The sequence below is a fragment of the Allobosea sp. TBD101 genome (assembly GCF_059817965.1).
Genome location: NZ_CM187543.1, coordinates 3,000,419 through 3,015,469, shown reverse-complemented (window position 1 = coordinate 3,015,469; position 15,051 = coordinate 3,000,419). Strand labels below are relative to the sequence as shown.

The window sequence follows — 15,051 nt, the reverse complement described above, 5'->3', positions numbered from 1 at the left end:
TCGTTCGCAGCTCGTGAGCGGAACGTGATGCAAGATGAAAGGCAGATCAACTGATAATTTATCGATCATCAGTTGATTTATGTGAGCATGAGAGCCAGGCTTGCGGGCAGCCTCGCTTCCTGACAGGAACGCGCGAGGGCAGGGAGCAGCATGACGGACGCGGCATTCGAGATCGGCGGCGAAGAGATCCCGGTTCTCTCGACCGGCGAGCAGGCCTATGAGCGCATCAAGCACGACATCGTCTTCGGCGTGCTCCAGCCCGGCCAGCGCCTACCGCTCGATCGGCTGAAATCCGTCTACGGCGTCGGCATCAGCACCTTGCGCGAGATCCTGAACCGGCTGGCGCCGGAGGGGCTCGTCGTCGCGGAGGGGCAGCGCGGCTTCCAGGTTGCGCCCTGTTCGGCGACGGACCTTAGGGAGCTCGCCGACCTGCGCCTGCTGATCGAGAGCCATGCGCTGGCGCAGTCCTTCGAGGTCGGCGATGTCGAGTGGGAAGGGCGCGTCGTCGCCGCCCATCACAAGCTAGCCCGAATGGAGCAGCGCCTGCTCGCGGGTGACGAGTCCGGCACGCAGGCCTGGAAGCGCTACGATTTCGAGTTCCATCAGGCGCTGGTCTCGGCCTGCGGCTCGAAGGCGCTGCTCGATCTCCATGCCGGCATCTACGACCGTTACCTGCGCTACCAGATGGTCTTCTTCATCTTCTGGGGCCCGACCTCGACCGAGGACCACAAGGCCCTGCTCGACTGTGCGATGCGCAGGGACGCGGCCGGGGCGCAAAAGCTGCTGCACGGCCATATCCATGGCTGCATCGATGTCGCGCTGGAGCGTGGTCTGGTCGGCTGAAGGCGTCTTGATTGGGAGATCATCCCATTCTGGAACCACCCTTGTCATTCCGGGGCGTGCCGCAGGCGCGAACCCGGAATGACAATCGTAGGGCACGAAGCCGCCATGAGCCTTATCGACGGAACAGGTCCATCATGCGGGTAGGGCGCCGCCCTTGGAAAGCCGGCCTCGTCTCGCCCGAAAGTTTGCATGCGAAGTTGGATACTGTTAACGCTGTGAGCCTGAAACGGCCTCCGCCGCCGGCTGCACGCCGGGCTGAAAGAGGGGCCGGCGGGAGGTTTGAATGCAGCTTGTGGCCATCCAGCAGGCCTTGGCCGCGCGCAGTATCCTGGCGACCATGCCGCGCGTGATCGAAAGCGTCGGCCGCTCCGATTTTTCCAGCGGCCTGTTCGACATCGCGCGCCGGTTCACCGGCACCGAGATTGTGACCGCCTTCGTCGCTGCGCCTGACGGCGAGGTGCATACGCTGCTGGCCGAGAACCACTACAATTCCGGTCAGCCGGCGCTCGAGATCGCCCGCCGCTACGTCTCCCGCCACTGGCGCGCCGACCCGGCCAATGCGATCGCGCTCGACGAGAGCGACGCGGCCGATTGCTGGGGCGTGCGGATGAAGGCGGGTGACATCGAAAGCTCGGCCTATCGCAGCGAATGCTATCTCTCGGTCGGGCTGTCGGAGCGCTTTTCGCTCCTGCAGCGCCGCGAGGCCGGCACATTGCGATTCAGCATCTACCGCCGCCGCAAGGAAAGCTTCAGCGAGGCGGAAATCGGCAATCTGGTCGAGAGCGCGCCGCTCCTGATGGCGGCGCTCTGGCGGCATTACGAGGTGACGAAGCCGGCTGGCGGCCGCAGCGCGGCCAAGGACTTCCACGCCCGGCTGGAGAAGGCTGCACCCGGCCTCTCGAAGCGCGAACGGGATGTCTGTGCGCTCGTCGCGGCCGGCTTGACCTCGGAAGGCATCGCGCTCGAACTCGGCGTCGGCATCAACACCGTGCTGACCTATCGCAAGCGCGCCTATGCAAGGCTCGGCATCTCCTCGCAGAACGAGTTGATGCGCATCCTGATGTGAGGTTCGGCGCCTTCCGTCATGGCGAGCGCAGCGAAGCAATCCAGAAGGACTGGGTTGAGCCGCTCAGCCCAGTCCTTCTGGATTGCCTCGTCGGCTTCGCCGCCTCGCAATGACGGAGAGGCTGCTTCAGACCGCGTCCGGCTGCTGGTCGGGCCGCGCCGCGATGAAGGCGGGCAGGGTGGCGCAATGCGCGTCGATCGCGACGAGCTTCGGATAGGGCGATAGATCGATCCCGTAGCGTCGCGCGCTGCCGATCTGCGGCACGAGGCAGATATCGGCCAAGGTCGGTGCACCGCCGAAGCAGAATGGACCGGGCTGGTCCTGGATCAGCGTTTCGCAGGCGCTCAGGCCTTCGTTCATTGCAACAGCGAGCCAGTCCTGCACGTCGGCTTCCGAAAAGCCCTTGGCGCGCAGGCGCTTCTGGATCTTCGGGTTCTGGAAGGGGTGGGTTTCGCAGGCGATGACCAGCGCGAAAGCCTCGACGCGGGCGCGTACCGCATTATCAGCCGGAAAGAGCGGCGGCTGCGGCACCTCGCGATCGAGCCAGCCGATGATCGCGAGCGATTGCGTCAGCACGGTGCCGTCGTCGAGTTCCAGTGACGGAATCAGCTGCTGCGGATTGAGCGCCGCATAGGCCGGCTCGTTCTGGGCGCCGTCGCGCAGGTTATGGATCACGCTCTGCGGCGTCACGCCCTTGAGATTGAAGGCGATGCGCGTGCGCCAGGCGGCGGAAGAACGGAAATAGCCGTGCAGGATCATGTCGGTCTCCCCAGTCAGGCCATCCGGTAGCCGCCATTGACGTCGATCGTCGCGCCGGTGATGTAAGATGCCTGCTCGGAGAGCAGGAAGGACACGGCCCCGGCAATGTCCTCCGGCGTCCCGAGCCGGCCGAGCGGCACGGCCTGCGCCAGCGCATCCATCGAGCCCGGCGCGGCCGAGCGCGGCGTCGCCGCGGTGAGCATCGGCGCGTCGATCACGCCCGGTGCGACGCAATTCACGGTGATGCCGAGCGAGGCGAGCTCGCGCGCCATCGCCTTTGTGAAGCCGAGGATCGCGGATTTCGACGAGATATAGCTGGCCGAGCCGCGATAGCCGCCAAGCTCCGCCGCGACCGAACTGGTCGTGGTGACGCGCCCGCCTTCGACCGGCCGCGCCCGGCGGCGGCGCGCATAGGCGCGGATACTCAGGAAGACGCCTCGGGTGTTGACGGCATGGGTCTTCTCCCAGTCGTCCAGCGTCATGTCGAAGATGGTCGGCCGCTCGCCATCGGCCGCCATCAGCAGCACGCCGGCATTGCAGACCAATCCGGTGACGGGGCCATGCGCCGCCTCGACAGCATCGAACAGCGCCTCGACGGAAGCTTCGTCGGAGACATCGACCGCCCAGCCGCTATGGCCGGAACCGGGCAGGGCGGCCGCGACCGCTGCCGCCGGCTCTTTCGTGAGGTCGCAGACCGCGACGCGCCAGCCATCGGCCGCGAGCTTATAGGCGATGGCCGCGCCGATGCCGCGGCCGGCGCCGGTGACGAGGGCGAGCTTGCTCATGTCGGTCTCCGGGTCATTCGCTGTAGACGCCCTGCGCGAGCAGGGCCTTGGACGAGAAATCGCGGCCATGGCCACGCGTGAAGAAGCCGGCCGAGACGCCGCCATCGGCCATGATCAGCGCGCCGTTGACGTAGCTCGCGAGGTCCGAGAGCAGGAAGAGGCAGACCGAGGCGACCTCCGAGGGCTGGGCCAATCGCCCGAGCGGCGTGCGGTCCTCCATCACGCCGACGACGAAGCTCTCCGGGATGCCGCGGCGGATCATCGGGGTGTCGGTCGCGCTCGGGCCGATGCAGTTCACGCGGACGCCATGCGAGCCCCATTCGACCGCGAGATCGCGCGTCAGCCCGACGACGCCGGCCTTCGAGGCGCAGTAATGCGCCCGGCCGGACTGGCCGCCGAGCGAGGAGACCGAGCCGATCGTGACGATGGCGCCGCGCCCGCGCGCCACCATGCGCCGGCCCGCCGCCTGGCAGGAATAGAAGGTGCCGGAGAGATTGACGCCGATCACGGCCTCCCAGCTCTCGGCGGCAAGTTCGGTCGCCGGGGCAGGGCGGGAGATGCCGGCCGCCGTGATCAATCCGTCGAGCGGACCGAGATCGCGCTCGATCGCCTCGACGGCCGTCTCGGTCGCGGTCGGGCTGCGCACGTCGAAGCTCGCCACGACGGCACGGGCACCGAGCGCCGCGATTTCGCGGACGGTGTCAGTCGCGCCCTGCTCGTTCGCATCGGCGATCGCGACGGCGGCGCCCTCTCGCGCCAGCGCCAGCGCGCATTCCCGCCCGATGCCGGAGGCGCCACCGGTGATCAGGACGGTCCGGCCGGCAAGTCCGAGATTCGCAGCCATCGCCACCTCCCGCTCGCCCTGGCCTCAGCCCAGCTTCTGGCCGCCGAAGGCGGGGCGCTTGGTGACCTCAGCAAACCAGGCTGCCGCCTGCGGCCGGCCCTCGCGCCAGTTCAGGTCTGCGAAGCGCAGGTCGAGATAGGAGAGGGCACAGTAGAAGGTGATCGTGCCGATATCGACGCGCTCGCCGAAGCCGGCGGCCTTGCCCTCGATCAGGTCGAGCGTGGCATGGACCTTGGCGAGCTGGCCGTCGGTCCAGCGCTGCCAGCGCTGCTCCTCGCTGCGCAGCAGGCCCTCGTAGCGGGCAGCCAGCGCGGCATCGAGCAGGCCGTCGCCGTAGCTCTGCTCGGTCAGGGCGTTCCAGCGCGCCTTGGACTCCACCGGGAACAGCGAGCCGCCGCCGAGCCCATCGAGATATTCGCAGATGACGCGGCTGTCGGCGATCGTCGTGCCGTCGTCGAGCAGCAGCGTCGGCACCTGCCCGAGCGGGTTGGTCTTGATGATGTTCTGCTCGCGTGCGAGCGGCCCGCCGGATTTGTATTCCTGCGAGACGTCGAGCATCTCGATCCGATCGAGCAGGCCAAGCTCGGCGGCGGCGATCCGGACCTTGAGGACGAAGGGCGAGGTGGCGGACTGGTAGAGTTTCATCGGAATGCCTCTCTTAGCGCGGCAGGCGGTCGGGCTCGGTCGCGAGCGCGCGCCCGGCGATGAAGCCGAAGGTGAGCGCGGGGCCGAGCGTGATACCGGCGCCGGGATAGGCGCCAGCCATGATCGAGTTCATGTCGTTGCCGCAGGCATAGAGCCCGGCGACCGGTCCTCCGTCGCGGCCGAGCACGCGGGCCTGCGGATCGCAGGTCAGGCCGGTCGCGGTGCCGATATCGCCGGGCCAGACCTTCACGGCATAGAAGGGCGCGGTCTCGATCGGCCCGAGGCAGGCATTGGGCTTGTGGTTGGGGTCGCCGAGATAGCGATTGTACTCACTCGAGCCCTTGCCGAAGGCGGCATCCGTGCCGGAATGCGCCGCGGCGTTCATGCCGGCCACTGCCTCGGCCAGCGTCTCGGCCGGCACGCCGATGCGTCCAGCCAGCGCGACGACGCTCTCGCCTTCGAACAGATAGCCGGCTTCGACGAAGGCCTTCGGCGTCTTCAGGCCGGGATGAACAAGGCCGAGCCCATATTTGCGCAGGAAATCGCTGTCGCAAACGAGAAAGGCGGGCACGGCTCCGCTCGCATGCATCGCCTCTACGAAGCCATGATAGGAGGTCGCCTCGTTGACGAAGCGGCGGCCCTGGCCGTCGACCGCGATCAGGCCGGGCTTGGCGCGGTCGAGGATCAGGTGCGGGAACTGCACCTCGCTGCCATCAGGCTTCTTCAACACGGAGACCGGCGTCCAGAAGGCCGGGCCGATATTGTCGTCGCGCAGAGCGCCGCCGGCTGCGAGGCCGAGATTGATGCCGTCGCCGGTATCGGTCTTCGGCGCCATCGAGCGATGCGCCCCGGCATGCGGCATGTGCTCGCCCCGCATCACGGCATTGGCCGGAAAGCCGCCGCTCGCCAGCACGACGCCGCGTCGCGCGCCGATGCGACGCTCACCCTGCGGCCCCTTGACGGTGAGGCCGATGACGGCGCCGTCCTTCACGATCAGCGAACCGGCTGGGGTCTGGGTGCGGATGTCGATGCCCGCCTGCCGCGCCGATTTCAGCAGGCGCCCGGCCAGCGCATTGCCCATCAGCAGCCGCGCCCCGCGTGGGTGGCGCAGGCGGTCGAGCCCATACTGGATGAGCAGCTTGGCGCTGTGCTTGAAATTCGCGAGGTTGCGGAAGCGACCGACCAGCGCGTCGATATCCTTGCGGTTGACCATCATGCCGCCGAGCACGGTGAATTCCCTCAGCGGCGGGCGCAGCAGGGCGAAATCGGCGCCGAGTTCGTTGCCGTCATAGGGCGCAGGATCGATAGTCCGGCCGCCCCTGGAGGCACCGGGCTGTTCGGGCTGGTAGTCCGGCGAATAAGCGCGCGCCTCGAATTTCAGGGCCGTCTCGCGCTCGAAGAAGCGGACCATTTCCGGGCCGTTATCGAGAAAGGCGCGCATCATGTCCGGCCGCAGGCGGTTCCCAAGCACGGCTTCGAGATAGGTCATTGCCGCGTCGCGGGTGTCGGCATGGCCGGCCTTGGCGGCATGCAGGTTTTCCGGCACCCACATCGCGCCGCCCGAGACGGCGGTGCTGCCGCCGATATACTCGCTCTTCTCGATCAACAGCACGTCGAGCCCGGCCTTGGCGGCGGTGATCGCCGCCGACATCCCGCCGGCGCCCGAGCCGACCACGACGACGTCGCGGATTTCGTCGAAGCTCTCGCTCATCGCCATGTCCTCAGCCGCCCATGCCACCGCCGAGCGACTTGCCGCCGTCGACGAGCAGGACCTGGCCGTAGATGAAATGGGTGCGCGGCGAGGCGAGGAAGGCGACGGCGTTGGCGATGTCCTCGGGCGCCGCGAGCGCTCCCGTCGGCTGCTGGGCGAGCAAGGCGGCGCGCGCCTCCTCCGATTGCTTCGCCACCATCTCGGTCGCGACGCCCCCAGGCGCCACCGCATTGACGGCGATGCCACGCGGCAGAAGCTCCATCGCCATCGCCCGGGTCAGGCCGACAACGGCGGCCTTCGAGGCGACGTAATGCGCGTGGTTGCGGGCGCCCAAAAAGGTGCGGGAGGCGATGTTGACGATGCGCCCGCCCTTTTCCATCCGCCGCGCCACCGCCTGCGAGAGCAGGAAGAGGGCGGTGACATTCACATCCATCATCCGGCCGAAATCGCTCGCCGCGAGGTCGAAGAACGGCTTGTTCTCGAAGATGCCGGCGTTGTTGATGAGCGCCTGCGCCACCGGCAACCGCTCCGCCAGCGCGGCAAGACCCGCATGGTCGGCGAGATCGACCGGCTCGAAGAAGACGCTGTGACCCTGCGCCTCAAGCTGCTTCACCAGCGCGGCCGCGATTTCCGCCTCGCGGTCGAGGATACCGACCGCAAAGCCGTCGGCGCAGAGCCGCTCGACGATGGCCCGGCCGATCCCGCGAGCGCCGCCCGTGACGAGGGCGATGGGTTTATCCTGCGGCGTAGCCATGAGCCGGTTCCTGTCCGTGTCGCGTCTCGGCTCAGCCGCCGAGATAGGTGCGGCGGACGCTGTCGTCCTGCCGCAGTTTTGCGGATGCCCCTTCGAGGGCCATCTCGCCGTTCTCGAGGATGTAGGCATAGGTCGAGCAGCCCAATGCGATCGCCGCATTCTGCTCGACGAGGAGGATGGTGAGCCCGTCCTTGTTCAGCCGCTCGATGATCGCGAAGATCTGCTGCACAAGCACCGGCGAGAGGCCGAGCGAGGGTTCGTCGAGCAGGAGAAGGCGCGGGCCCGCCATAAGCGCCCGGCCGATCAGGAGCATCTGCTGCTCGCCCCCCGAGAGCGTGCCAGCCTTCTGCTGGAGACGCTCCTGCAGCTTCGGAAAATATTCGAAGACGCGTTCGAGATCGCGCTTGATGCCGGCGGCGTCATTGCGGCGATAGGCGCCCATGTCGAGGTTCTCGCGCACGCTCATGTCGCGGAAGACCTCGCGCCCCTCCGGCACCTGCAGCACGCCGGCTGAGACGACCTTGTGCGAGGGCCAGGACTGGATCTCCTCGCCGGCGAAGCGGATGCGCCCCTTCGTCACCGGCACGAGCCGCGAGACGGTGTTCAGCGTCGTGCTCTTGCCGGCGCCGTTCGAGCCGAGCAGGGCGACGATCGCGCCCTCCGGCACCTTGAGTGAGACCTCCGAGAGCGCCTGAATGCGGCCATAGGCGGCCGAGATGCCGTCGATTTCGAGCAGATCAGCCATGTGCGGCCTCCTGGGCTGCATCACGGCCGAGATAGGCTTCGATCACGGCGGGATGCGCGCGCACCTCGGCAGCGGTGCCCTCGGCGATCTTGGTGCCGAAGCTCAGCACCGTGATCCTGTCGGAGATCGACATGACCAATTGCATGACGTGCTCGACGAGGAGGATCGTCAGGCCGTCGCGCTCGCGCAATTCGCAGAGCAGGCGGTCGAGCGCCGCGATCTCGCGGTTGCGCAGGCCGGCGGCCGGCTCATCGAGCAGAAGGAGCTTGGGGCGGATGGCAAGCGCGCGGGCGATCTCGACCATCTTCTGGTGACCGAAATCGAGATTGCGTGCCTTGGTCTGGGCGTAGGAGGTCAGCCCCGTGCGCTCCAGCAACTGCTCAACATGCTCGACGATGCCGCGCGGGCGGGCACTGATCGCATCGCGCCAGGAGCGGCCGGCATGGACATGGGCGCCGATCAGCACGTTCTCGAAGACCGTGAGTTCGCCGAAGAGCTCGAGGTTCTGGAAGCTGCGGGCGATGCCGAGGCCCGCCATCTCGCGGGCGGGCATGCGGGTGATGTCGCGCCCGTCATAGGTGATGCGCCCGGCGCTCGGCGTATAGAAGCGCGAGATGCAGTTGAAGGTCGTCGACTTACCGGCGCCGTTGGGACCGATCAGGGCGTGGATCGAGCCCTTGGCCACGGCCATGTCGAGCCCGCCGACCGCGGTGAGCCCGCCGAATCGGATGGTCAGCCCCTCGACGTTCAGGAAGGGAGCGGCGCTCTCAGCGACCATGGCGCGCCTCCCGGATACGGTCGCCGATGAAGGCGAAGAGGCCGCGCGGCGCATACATCATGAACAGGATCAGGATTGCGCCGTAGATGATCTCCTGATATTGCGGCGCCTGGCGCAGCACCTCCGAGATCAGCCCGAAGACGATCGCCCCGCCGATGGCGCCCGCGATCGAGCCGAGGCCGCCGACGACGACCATGGTGAGCACGAGGATCGTGGTCTGGAAGCCGAGGCTGTCCGGGTGGATGAAGGTCTGGAACAGGCCGAACATGCCGCCGGCAAAGCCTGCGATCGCGGCCGAGAGCCCGAAGGAGACGATGCGGGCGCGGCGCACGTCGATGCCCATCGCCATCGCCGCGACCTCCGACTCCCGTACCGCCCGGAAGGAACGGCCGAGCCGCGAGCGCGAGATCGCGACCGTGAGCCCGATCATCACCAAGCAGAAGAACAGCACGAACGGATAGGCCTGCTTGTCGCTGAGGATCTCGATCGGGCCGAAGCGGGCCGGGCTGATGCGCAGGCCGTTCGGGCCGTTGGTGACGCTGTCCCAGTTGGCGAAGACCCATTGCATCGCCTCGCCGAAGGCGAAGGTGGCGAGCGCGAGATAGATGTCACGCATCCTGAGCGCCAAGGCCCCGATGAACAGGCCGACCGCCCCGGCGACCAGCGCGCCGAACAGCATGGCGACGGGGTAGGGCAGGTCGACCGCGCGATTGGCGAGCGCGCTCGCATAGATGCCGATGCCGTAGAACGCGGCATGGGCCATCGAGAACTGCCCGGTCTCACCGATGACGATGTGCAGGCCGAGGCAGAGCACCACGAAGACCAGCAGCAAGTTGGCGATGTAGACGACATAGCCGGAGGTGAAGACGGGGAGCGCGACGGCGACGATCACGGCCGCCACAAGCCCGATCAGGGCGGAGCCGGAGAGCGCGCGCCTTGTTGGCACTGGTGATGCGAGAGGAGGCGACGACACGGGCTTTAGACCTTCTTGATCGTCAGCTTCCCGCCGAACAGGCCCTGCGGACGCAGGACGAGCACGATCAGGATGGCGAGGAAGGGGGCGAGCACGATGGCGCGCGACGAGATGAACAGCCCGACCATGTTCTCGACGATGCCGATGACGAATCCGCCGACCACGGCGCCGGGCAGGCTGGAGAACCCGCCGACGATCGCCGCCGCGAAGGCGAGCATGACGATCGAACCCATATCCGCGGTCATCAGGATCTTCGGCGAGATCAGCAGCGCCGCGATGGCGGAGATGACGCCCGACAGGCCCCAGATCAGCATGTGGCAGCGGCGCAGGTCGACGCCGACGAGTTGGGCGGCCTTGGGGTTCATGCCGACGGCGCGCATGGCCCGGCCGGTCTTGGTGTAGTTGAACATCCAGAAGAAGGCGGCCATCACCGTCACCGCCGTGCCGAAGATCGCGAGATCGAGCATCGTCACGGAGGCCTGGCCGATCATGATGGAATCGGTCGGCACCAGCGCCGGGAAGGAGCGCGGCGTATCGCCGAAGCCGGTGCGGCGCACGAGGCCCTTCAGCACATAGGACAGGCCAAGCGTTGCGATGACGAGGTAGACGAGGTCCTTGGCCGATTTCGCGACCTGATCGAGCACGAAGCGGCGGAACAGCGCCATGGCGAGAAAGGCCACGACCAGCGTCGCCGGCAGCACGACCCAGATCGGCATCTTCTGGAAGACGAAGAGGTAGAGCGCGACATAGCCCGCCGCCATGAAGACCTCGCCCTGGGCGAAGTTCGGCACGTCCGAGGTCTTGAAGATCACCACGATGGCGAGCGCCAACAGGGCATAGACGCTGCCGGAGACGAGGCCCGAGGCGATGCCTTGCTGCAGGAAGATCAGCGCGAGTTGCAGGTCCATGTCCGGCCCGATGCTCAGGTCAGGGAAGGGCGGCGGCGCTTAAGGCCGCCGCCCGGTCTCATGAGGGAGGGCCGAACGGCCCGCCCGTGGCGATCACTTCGCCTGGTAGGTCCAGCGGCTGGTGAAGACGCCCGGCAGCGGGGCCATCGTCGTGCCGTCATACTTGATGAAGATCGTCGAGCGGTTGGCGGCGCGCTGCTCCGGGCCGAACTGCATGCGGCCGGCCATGACGCCCGAGTCGAAATCCTGCGTCTTCAGCGCGGCGAGCACCTTCTCGCGGGTCGGGTTCGGGCCGGCATCCTGCAGCGCCTTGACCAGCGACATCGCCGGGGGGATGCCATAGGGCATGTAGGTCTGCGGATGGTCGGGCTTGGCCGCGAGCTCCGGATAGGCCGCCTTGTACATGTCGTAGATCGGCTTCAGCTTGGCGCCGCCGGGGGAGTCGATCATGACCTCCTGGGTGTAGAAGTTCTTGAGCGCGTCCTTGCCGACATTCTCGGCGAGCTGGTTGAGGCTGGCCGTGCCGGTGACCGAGAGGATGATCGGCTTGTTGAAGCCCATCTCGGCCGCCTTCTTGATCAGCAGCGCCGCCGGGCGGGCATAGGTGACCAGCAGGATCGCATCCGGATTGGCGGCGCGGACCTTCAGGAAGGGCGCGGTGACGTCGTTGATGCCGGGATTGATCGACTCGACCGAAAGCTTCACGCCGTTGACCTCGGCGTCCTTCTTCGAGCCCTCGAGGTTCCAGGCGCCATAGGCGTCGTCATGGTTGATATAGGCGACGTTCTTGGCGCCGAATTGCTTGGCCGCGAACTCGACCATCGCGCCGCCGACGGCGTATTGCGAGATCGAATAGGCGCCGAAGATATAGTCGGTCGGCGGGAACAGCGCGCCATCGCCCGATGCGTTCAGCATCAGATAGGGCACCTTGTTGCGGACGACGTAGTCCTTGGCGGCGACGACGGCGGCCGAGCACGAGCCGCCATTGAGCATGAACACGTTTTCCTGCTCGACCAGCTTCTTCACCGCTGCAACCAAGTCATTGGCATTGCAGCGATCGTCCTCGACGACATACTCGATCTTGCGGCCGTGAATGCCGCCTTCCTTGTTGATCTTGTCGTAGTACATCTTGGCGGCGTTCACGACGTCGAAGCCATAGGCCATGTTCGGGCCCGACAGCGGGCCGAAGATGCCGATCTTGATCGCCTTGTCGGTGATACCCGGTTCCTGGGCGCCGGCGGCGGCCCCGATCAGCAGGCTGGCGGCCAGCGTCAGGCCGGCTGCGGTCTTGTTCACGCTCATCGTCTCTCTCCCTGGTCGTCGGTTTATTGTGTCGTTGAGGTCGTCAGCTCATGGCGGCCCGATCCTGAGGGGATCATAGCGGGCCGGTTGCAGGTATCTGTCACAACGGCGTGGGACATCGCGGCGGCTAACCTTCCGAGCCATGCAGCGGCGCCAGCGAGGGCGCGTCATGGGCAGGGTAGGAGAGCTCGCGGAAGATGTGGAAGGTGCGCATGATGTGCTTGCGCATCGCCTGCTCGGCCCGGTCGCCGTCGCGCGCCAGCAAGGCCTGCAGGATGGTCTCGTGATCCTCGTTGCTGAGCCGGAACTCGGCCGGCGAGGTCATCCGGGCGACCGAGCCGTTGAAGTAGAACCGGCCTGAACGCAGGATCGCGTCGCGCAGCTTCTCGTTGCGAGCGGCGTTGACGATGATTCCGTGGAACTCGCGGTTGGTCTCGACGCGGGTCCTGTCGTCGGCCGGATCGCTGGCGATGCGGCGGGCATGGACGGCCGCGACCGCCGCGATCTCGTCATCGGTCGCCCGTTCGGCGGCAAGCCGCGCGGCATAGCCCTCCAGCGCCGCACGGACTTCCGAGTTTTCGCTCGCCTCGACCGCGGTGATCTCGCGCACGGCCCAGCCGCGGCGGCGCGGCACGATCAACTGCTCGACGGCCAACCGTTGCAGGGCCTCGCGCACCGGTGTGCGGCTGACGGCGAGCGCGGCCGCGATATCGGCCTCGATCAGCGGCTCGTTCGGGCGCATTTCCCCGGAGAGGATGGCGTTGCGCAAGGTCTCATAGACATCGCCGGAGCGCCGCCGGCCGAGCGCGCCCTTCTCGGCGTCTCCCGGCGGCTGGTCCGAAGCGGCGAGTGTGAAGCGCTTCTGCATGCGATCCCCGAAGGCAGCGACAACCCGATGATGCCGAAGCCATAGCGCGTCCGCTGTCACCAGAGCAGGGGACAACGGCGGCGGTTTCAGCCGCGCGCCGGCAGCACCTCGGCCCGGCATTCACCGAAGCCGATCGAGGCGAAGCCCTCGCGCCGGGCGCTGGCGCGCATCAGGATCGCGTCGCCATCGACGAGATAGGTCCGGCTTTCGCCATTGGACAGCGCGATCGGCTCGCGGCCGCCGCGCGTGATCTCCATCAGGCTGCCAAAGGAGCCGGGGTCGCGGCCGGAGATCGTGCCGGAGCCGAAGAGATCGCCCGGTTCGAGGTTGCAGCCGTTCGAACTGTGATGCGCGACGAACTGGGCCGGCGTCCAGTAGAGGTCGCGCGTACTGCCGAGCGAGAGCCGGTGCGGCGCCAGGCCGTTCGCGCGCATGGAAGCAGTCTCGATGAAGACCTCCAGCGTGATGTCGAGCGCATGGGGCGCCTCGGCATCGGCCGGGCTCAGGTAGGGCAGGGCCGCCGGATCGCTTTCCGGACGCGGCGCCTGGGCCTTCCGGAAGGGCGCCAGCGCCTCCGGCGTCACGATCCAGGGCGAGATCGTCGTCGCGAACCCCTTGGACAGGAAGGGGCCGAGCGGCTGGTATTCCCAGGCCTGGATATCCCGCGCCGACCAGTCGTTGAGCAGGCAGAACCCTGCGATCCGGTCATCGGCCTCGTCGATCGGTATGGCTGAGCCCTGCGCATTGCCGGGGCCGATCCAGATGCCCAGTTCCAGCTCGTAGTCGAGATTGCGGCAGGGGCCGAAGCCGGGCTCTGCCTCGTCCGGCCGCTTGCGCTGGCCATTGGGGCGCGGGAAGGGCTCGCCGGATGGCCGGACCGACGAAGTGCGGCCGTTATAGCCGATCGGGATATGCTTGTAGTTCGGCAGCAGCGGATTGTCCGGCCGCAACAGCGAGCCGATATTCAGGGCGTGCTGGATGCCGGCATAGAAATCCGTGTAGTCGCCGATCCGGGCCGGCAGGCTGAGCGTGCAATTCCGCGCCGGATGCAGCATGGATTTGAGCGCAGCCTGCGCGGACGAGCCTTCCGCCAGCAGGGCCGAGAGGCGCTCCCGCAGTTGCTTGCGCGCAGCCGCTCCCAGCCCGAGAAAGCCGTTCAGGCTCGGCGCAGCTGCCGCCGCGACGATCTCCGCGATGTCGGCGCAAAGACCGGATGCGGCGAGCGCAGCCAGGTCGAGAATTTCGTCACCGATCGCCACACCGCCGCGTGCCGGATCGCCATTGAGCGAGAACACGCCGAAGGGCAGGTTCTGGATCGGGAATTCTGCATGCTCCCGCGCCGACGCGACCCAGCTCCGCAAGGCCGGATCGTGGCTGGCGTCGAGCGCGGCGGCGGAGGAGGTGGGGCGGGGCGAGTTTTTGGCCCGCGCTTCGAAAGTGCTGCCCTGCATAGGCTCATCCGTTCCATTCTGACTCGGCCAGTTCGGTGGCGAGCCTAAGCGGAAGCGGTGCCCCGCCTCTGTCCCCAGCGCTTGGGACGTGGGGCGCGCTCAGTCGACGGGGAAGCGTTCTTCCATCAGCGCCAGCGCCCGGAGCAAGGGCTCGGCATGGGGGCCGAGCGCAGCGAGGATGCTCGCTTCGAAGGCTAGAGCCCGCGGCACGATCTCGCCATAGGCCTGCAAGCCCGGCGCCGTCAGCGACAGGCTCTCCTCGCGCCGGTCCTGCTCGCTTTCGCGGCGGGTCAGCCAGCGTCGCTCCTCCAGCGCCCGCACGGCCCGGCTGACCTTGGTCTTGTGCATCGAGGAATGCTTGCCGATCGCCTTGGCCGTCATCGTGCCGAACTGGGCGAGGGTGGCCAGCACCCGCCATTCCGGCACGGTGAGGTCGTGATGCGGCCCGTAGACCGCGCGGAACTGCTGCGAGACCGCCGAACTCAGGCGGTTCAGGCGATAGGGCAGGAAGTGCTCGAGCGCGAGTTTCGACATGCCTTGTTAGTTACAAAATCGACAGTTACCAAAGCAACCATCTCGAGCGAAGCCCGGACAGGGCATGCCGCCGGCCCAAGGCCGT

Annotated in this window: 16 protein-coding genes; 2 read left to right on the top strand and 14 right to left on the bottom strand. The window is 67.3% G+C overall.

Features of this window, described 5'->3' with window-relative positions:
* The first annotated feature begins 150 nt into the window (after positions 1-150).
* Positions 151-843, top strand: a complete 693-nt coding sequence (locus AC6RIC_RS14775; RefSeq protein ID WP_499732896.1) for a GntR family transcriptional regulator — start codon at positions 151-153, stop codon at positions 841-843.
* Between the two features lie 283 nt (positions 844-1,126).
* The gene (locus tag AC6RIC_RS14770) at positions 1,127-1,909 is read left to right on the top strand and encodes a helix-turn-helix transcriptional regulator (protein ID WP_499732895.1); all 783 of its coding nucleotides are present in this window, start codon (positions 1,127-1,129) and stop codon (positions 1,907-1,909) included.
* Positions 1,910-2,035: 126 nt separating this feature from the next.
* Here AC6RIC_RS14770 and maiA read toward each other — a convergent pair whose 3' ends face one another.
* The 14 genes from maiA to AC6RIC_RS14700 form a co-directional block, all read right to left on the bottom strand.
* Positions 2,036-2,668, bottom strand: a complete 633-nt coding sequence (maiA, locus tag AC6RIC_RS14765; protein ID WP_499732894.1) for a maleylacetoacetate isomerase — start codon at positions 2,666-2,668, stop codon at positions 2,036-2,038.
* Between the two features lie 14 nt (positions 2,669-2,682).
* A complete protein-coding gene (locus AC6RIC_RS14760; RefSeq protein ID WP_499732893.1) occupies positions 2,683-3,453 on the bottom strand; it encodes an SDR family NAD(P)-dependent oxidoreductase in 771 nt (256 codons plus the stop codon).
* Positions 3,454-3,466: 13 nt separating this feature from the next.
* Positions 3,467-4,297, bottom strand: coding sequence for an SDR family NAD(P)-dependent oxidoreductase (locus AC6RIC_RS14755; RefSeq protein WP_499732892.1), 831 nt, complete (start codon positions 4,295-4,297; stop codon positions 3,467-3,469).
* Positions 4,298-4,321: 24 nt separating this feature from the next.
* Entirely contained in the window at positions 4,322-4,942 is a 621-nt protein-coding gene (locus AC6RIC_RS14750; RefSeq protein WP_499732891.1) for a glutathione S-transferase family protein, read from the bottom strand.
* A gap of 13 nt (positions 4,943-4,955) precedes the next feature.
* On the bottom strand, positions 4,956-6,653 hold the full coding sequence (locus tag AC6RIC_RS14745; RefSeq protein ID WP_499732890.1) for an FAD-dependent oxidoreductase: 1,698 nt from the start codon (positions 6,651-6,653) through the stop codon (positions 4,956-4,958).
* A gap of 10 nt (positions 6,654-6,663) precedes the next feature.
* Complete coding sequence (locus AC6RIC_RS14740) at positions 6,664-7,407, bottom strand: SDR family NAD(P)-dependent oxidoreductase (protein WP_499732889.1); 744 nt, start codon at positions 7,405-7,407, stop codon at positions 6,664-6,666.
* A 31-nt stretch (positions 7,408-7,438) separates the two neighbouring features.
* Positions 7,439-8,152, bottom strand: a complete 714-nt coding sequence (locus AC6RIC_RS14735; RefSeq protein WP_499732888.1) for an ABC transporter ATP-binding protein — start codon at positions 8,150-8,152, stop codon at positions 7,439-7,441.
* Entirely contained in the window at positions 8,145-8,930 is a 786-nt protein-coding gene (locus AC6RIC_RS14730; protein ID WP_499732887.1) for an ABC transporter ATP-binding protein, read from the bottom strand. Before AC6RIC_RS14730 ends, AC6RIC_RS14735 begins: the two co-directional genes overlap by 8 nt.
* Positions 8,920-9,903, bottom strand: a complete 984-nt coding sequence (locus tag AC6RIC_RS14725) for a branched-chain amino acid ABC transporter permease (protein WP_499732886.1) — start codon at positions 9,901-9,903, stop codon at positions 8,920-8,922. The genes AC6RIC_RS14730 and AC6RIC_RS14725 overlap by 11 nt, the downstream gene beginning before the upstream one ends.
* Before the next feature lie 5 nt (positions 9,904-9,908).
* Positions 9,909-10,811, bottom strand: coding sequence for a branched-chain amino acid ABC transporter permease (locus tag AC6RIC_RS14720; RefSeq protein ID WP_257732842.1), 903 nt, complete (start codon positions 10,809-10,811; stop codon positions 9,909-9,911).
* Positions 10,812-10,904: 93 nt separating this feature from the next.
* Positions 10,905-12,113: an ABC transporter substrate-binding protein gene (locus tag AC6RIC_RS14715; protein WP_310089868.1), complete on the bottom strand. Its 1,209-nt coding sequence runs from the start codon at positions 12,111-12,113 to the stop codon at positions 10,905-10,907.
* 127 nt (positions 12,114-12,240) lie between these two features.
* On the bottom strand, positions 12,241-12,981 hold the full coding sequence (locus tag AC6RIC_RS14710) for a GntR family transcriptional regulator (protein WP_499732885.1): 741 nt from the start codon (positions 12,979-12,981) through the stop codon (positions 12,241-12,243).
* Positions 12,982-13,067: 86 nt separating this feature from the next.
* Entirely contained in the window at positions 13,068-14,432 is a 1,365-nt protein-coding gene (gene fahA, locus AC6RIC_RS14705) for a fumarylacetoacetase (RefSeq protein WP_454656953.1), read from the bottom strand.
* 99 nt (positions 14,433-14,531) lie between these two features.
* Positions 14,532-14,966 carry a MarR family winged helix-turn-helix transcriptional regulator gene (locus tag AC6RIC_RS14700; protein WP_499732884.1) on the bottom strand — a complete coding sequence of 145 codons (435 nt, stop codon included), beginning with the start codon at positions 14,964-14,966 and terminating at the stop codon, positions 14,532-14,534.
* Positions 14,967-15,051 lie beyond the last annotated feature (85 nt).

Excerpts from the sequence above, each read along its gene's own strand:
- AC6RIC_RS14710 (WP_499732885.1), bottom strand. The coding sequence starts at position 12,981 with ATGCAGAAGCGCTTCACACTCGCCGCTTCGGACCAGCCGCCGGGAGAC.
- AC6RIC_RS14730 (WP_499732887.1), bottom strand. The coding sequence starts at position 8,930 with ATGGTCGCTGAGAGCGCCGCTCCCTTCCTGAACGTCGAGGGGCTGACC.
- AC6RIC_RS14745 (WP_499732890.1), bottom strand. The coding sequence starts at position 6,653 with ATGAGCGAGAGCTTCGACGAAATCCGCGACGTCGTCGTGGTCGGCTCG.
- fahA (WP_454656953.1), bottom strand. The coding sequence starts at position 14,432 with ATGCAGGGCAGCACTTTCGAAGCGCGGGCCAAAAACTCGCCCCGCCCC.
- AC6RIC_RS14750 (WP_499732891.1), bottom strand. The coding sequence starts at position 4,942 with ATGAAACTCTACCAGTCCGCCACCTCGCCCTTCGTCCTCAAGGTCCGG.
- AC6RIC_RS14755 (WP_499732892.1), bottom strand. The coding sequence starts at position 4,297 with ATGGCTGCGAATCTCGGACTTGCCGGCCGGACCGTCCTGATCACCGGT.
- AC6RIC_RS14740 (WP_499732889.1), bottom strand. The coding sequence starts at position 7,407 with ATGGCTACGCCGCAGGATAAACCCATCGCCCTCGTCACGGGCGGCGCT.
- AC6RIC_RS14735 (WP_499732888.1), bottom strand. The coding sequence starts at position 8,152 with ATGGCTGATCTGCTCGAAATCGACGGCATCTCGGCCGCCTATGGCCGC.
- AC6RIC_RS14720 (WP_257732842.1), bottom strand. The coding sequence starts at position 10,811 with ATGGACCTGCAACTCGCGCTGATCTTCCTGCAGCAAGGCATCGCCTCG.
- AC6RIC_RS14700 (WP_499732884.1), bottom strand. The coding sequence starts at position 14,966 with ATGTCGAAACTCGCGCTCGAGCACTTCCTGCCCTATCGCCTGAACCGC.
- AC6RIC_RS14760 (WP_499732893.1), bottom strand. The coding sequence starts at position 3,453 with ATGAGCAAGCTCGCCCTCGTCACCGGCGCCGGCCGCGGCATCGGCGCG.
- AC6RIC_RS14775 (WP_499732896.1), top strand. The coding sequence starts at position 151 with ATGACGGACGCGGCATTCGAGATCGGCGGCGAAGAGATCCCGGTTCTC.
- AC6RIC_RS14770 (WP_499732895.1), top strand. The coding sequence starts at position 1,127 with ATGCAGCTTGTGGCCATCCAGCAGGCCTTGGCCGCGCGCAGTATCCTG.
- maiA (WP_499732894.1), bottom strand. The coding sequence starts at position 2,668 with ATGATCCTGCACGGCTATTTCCGTTCTTCCGCCGCCTGGCGCACGCGC.
- AC6RIC_RS14715 (WP_310089868.1), bottom strand. The coding sequence starts at position 12,113 with ATGAGCGTGAACAAGACCGCAGCCGGCCTGACGCTGGCCGCCAGCCTG.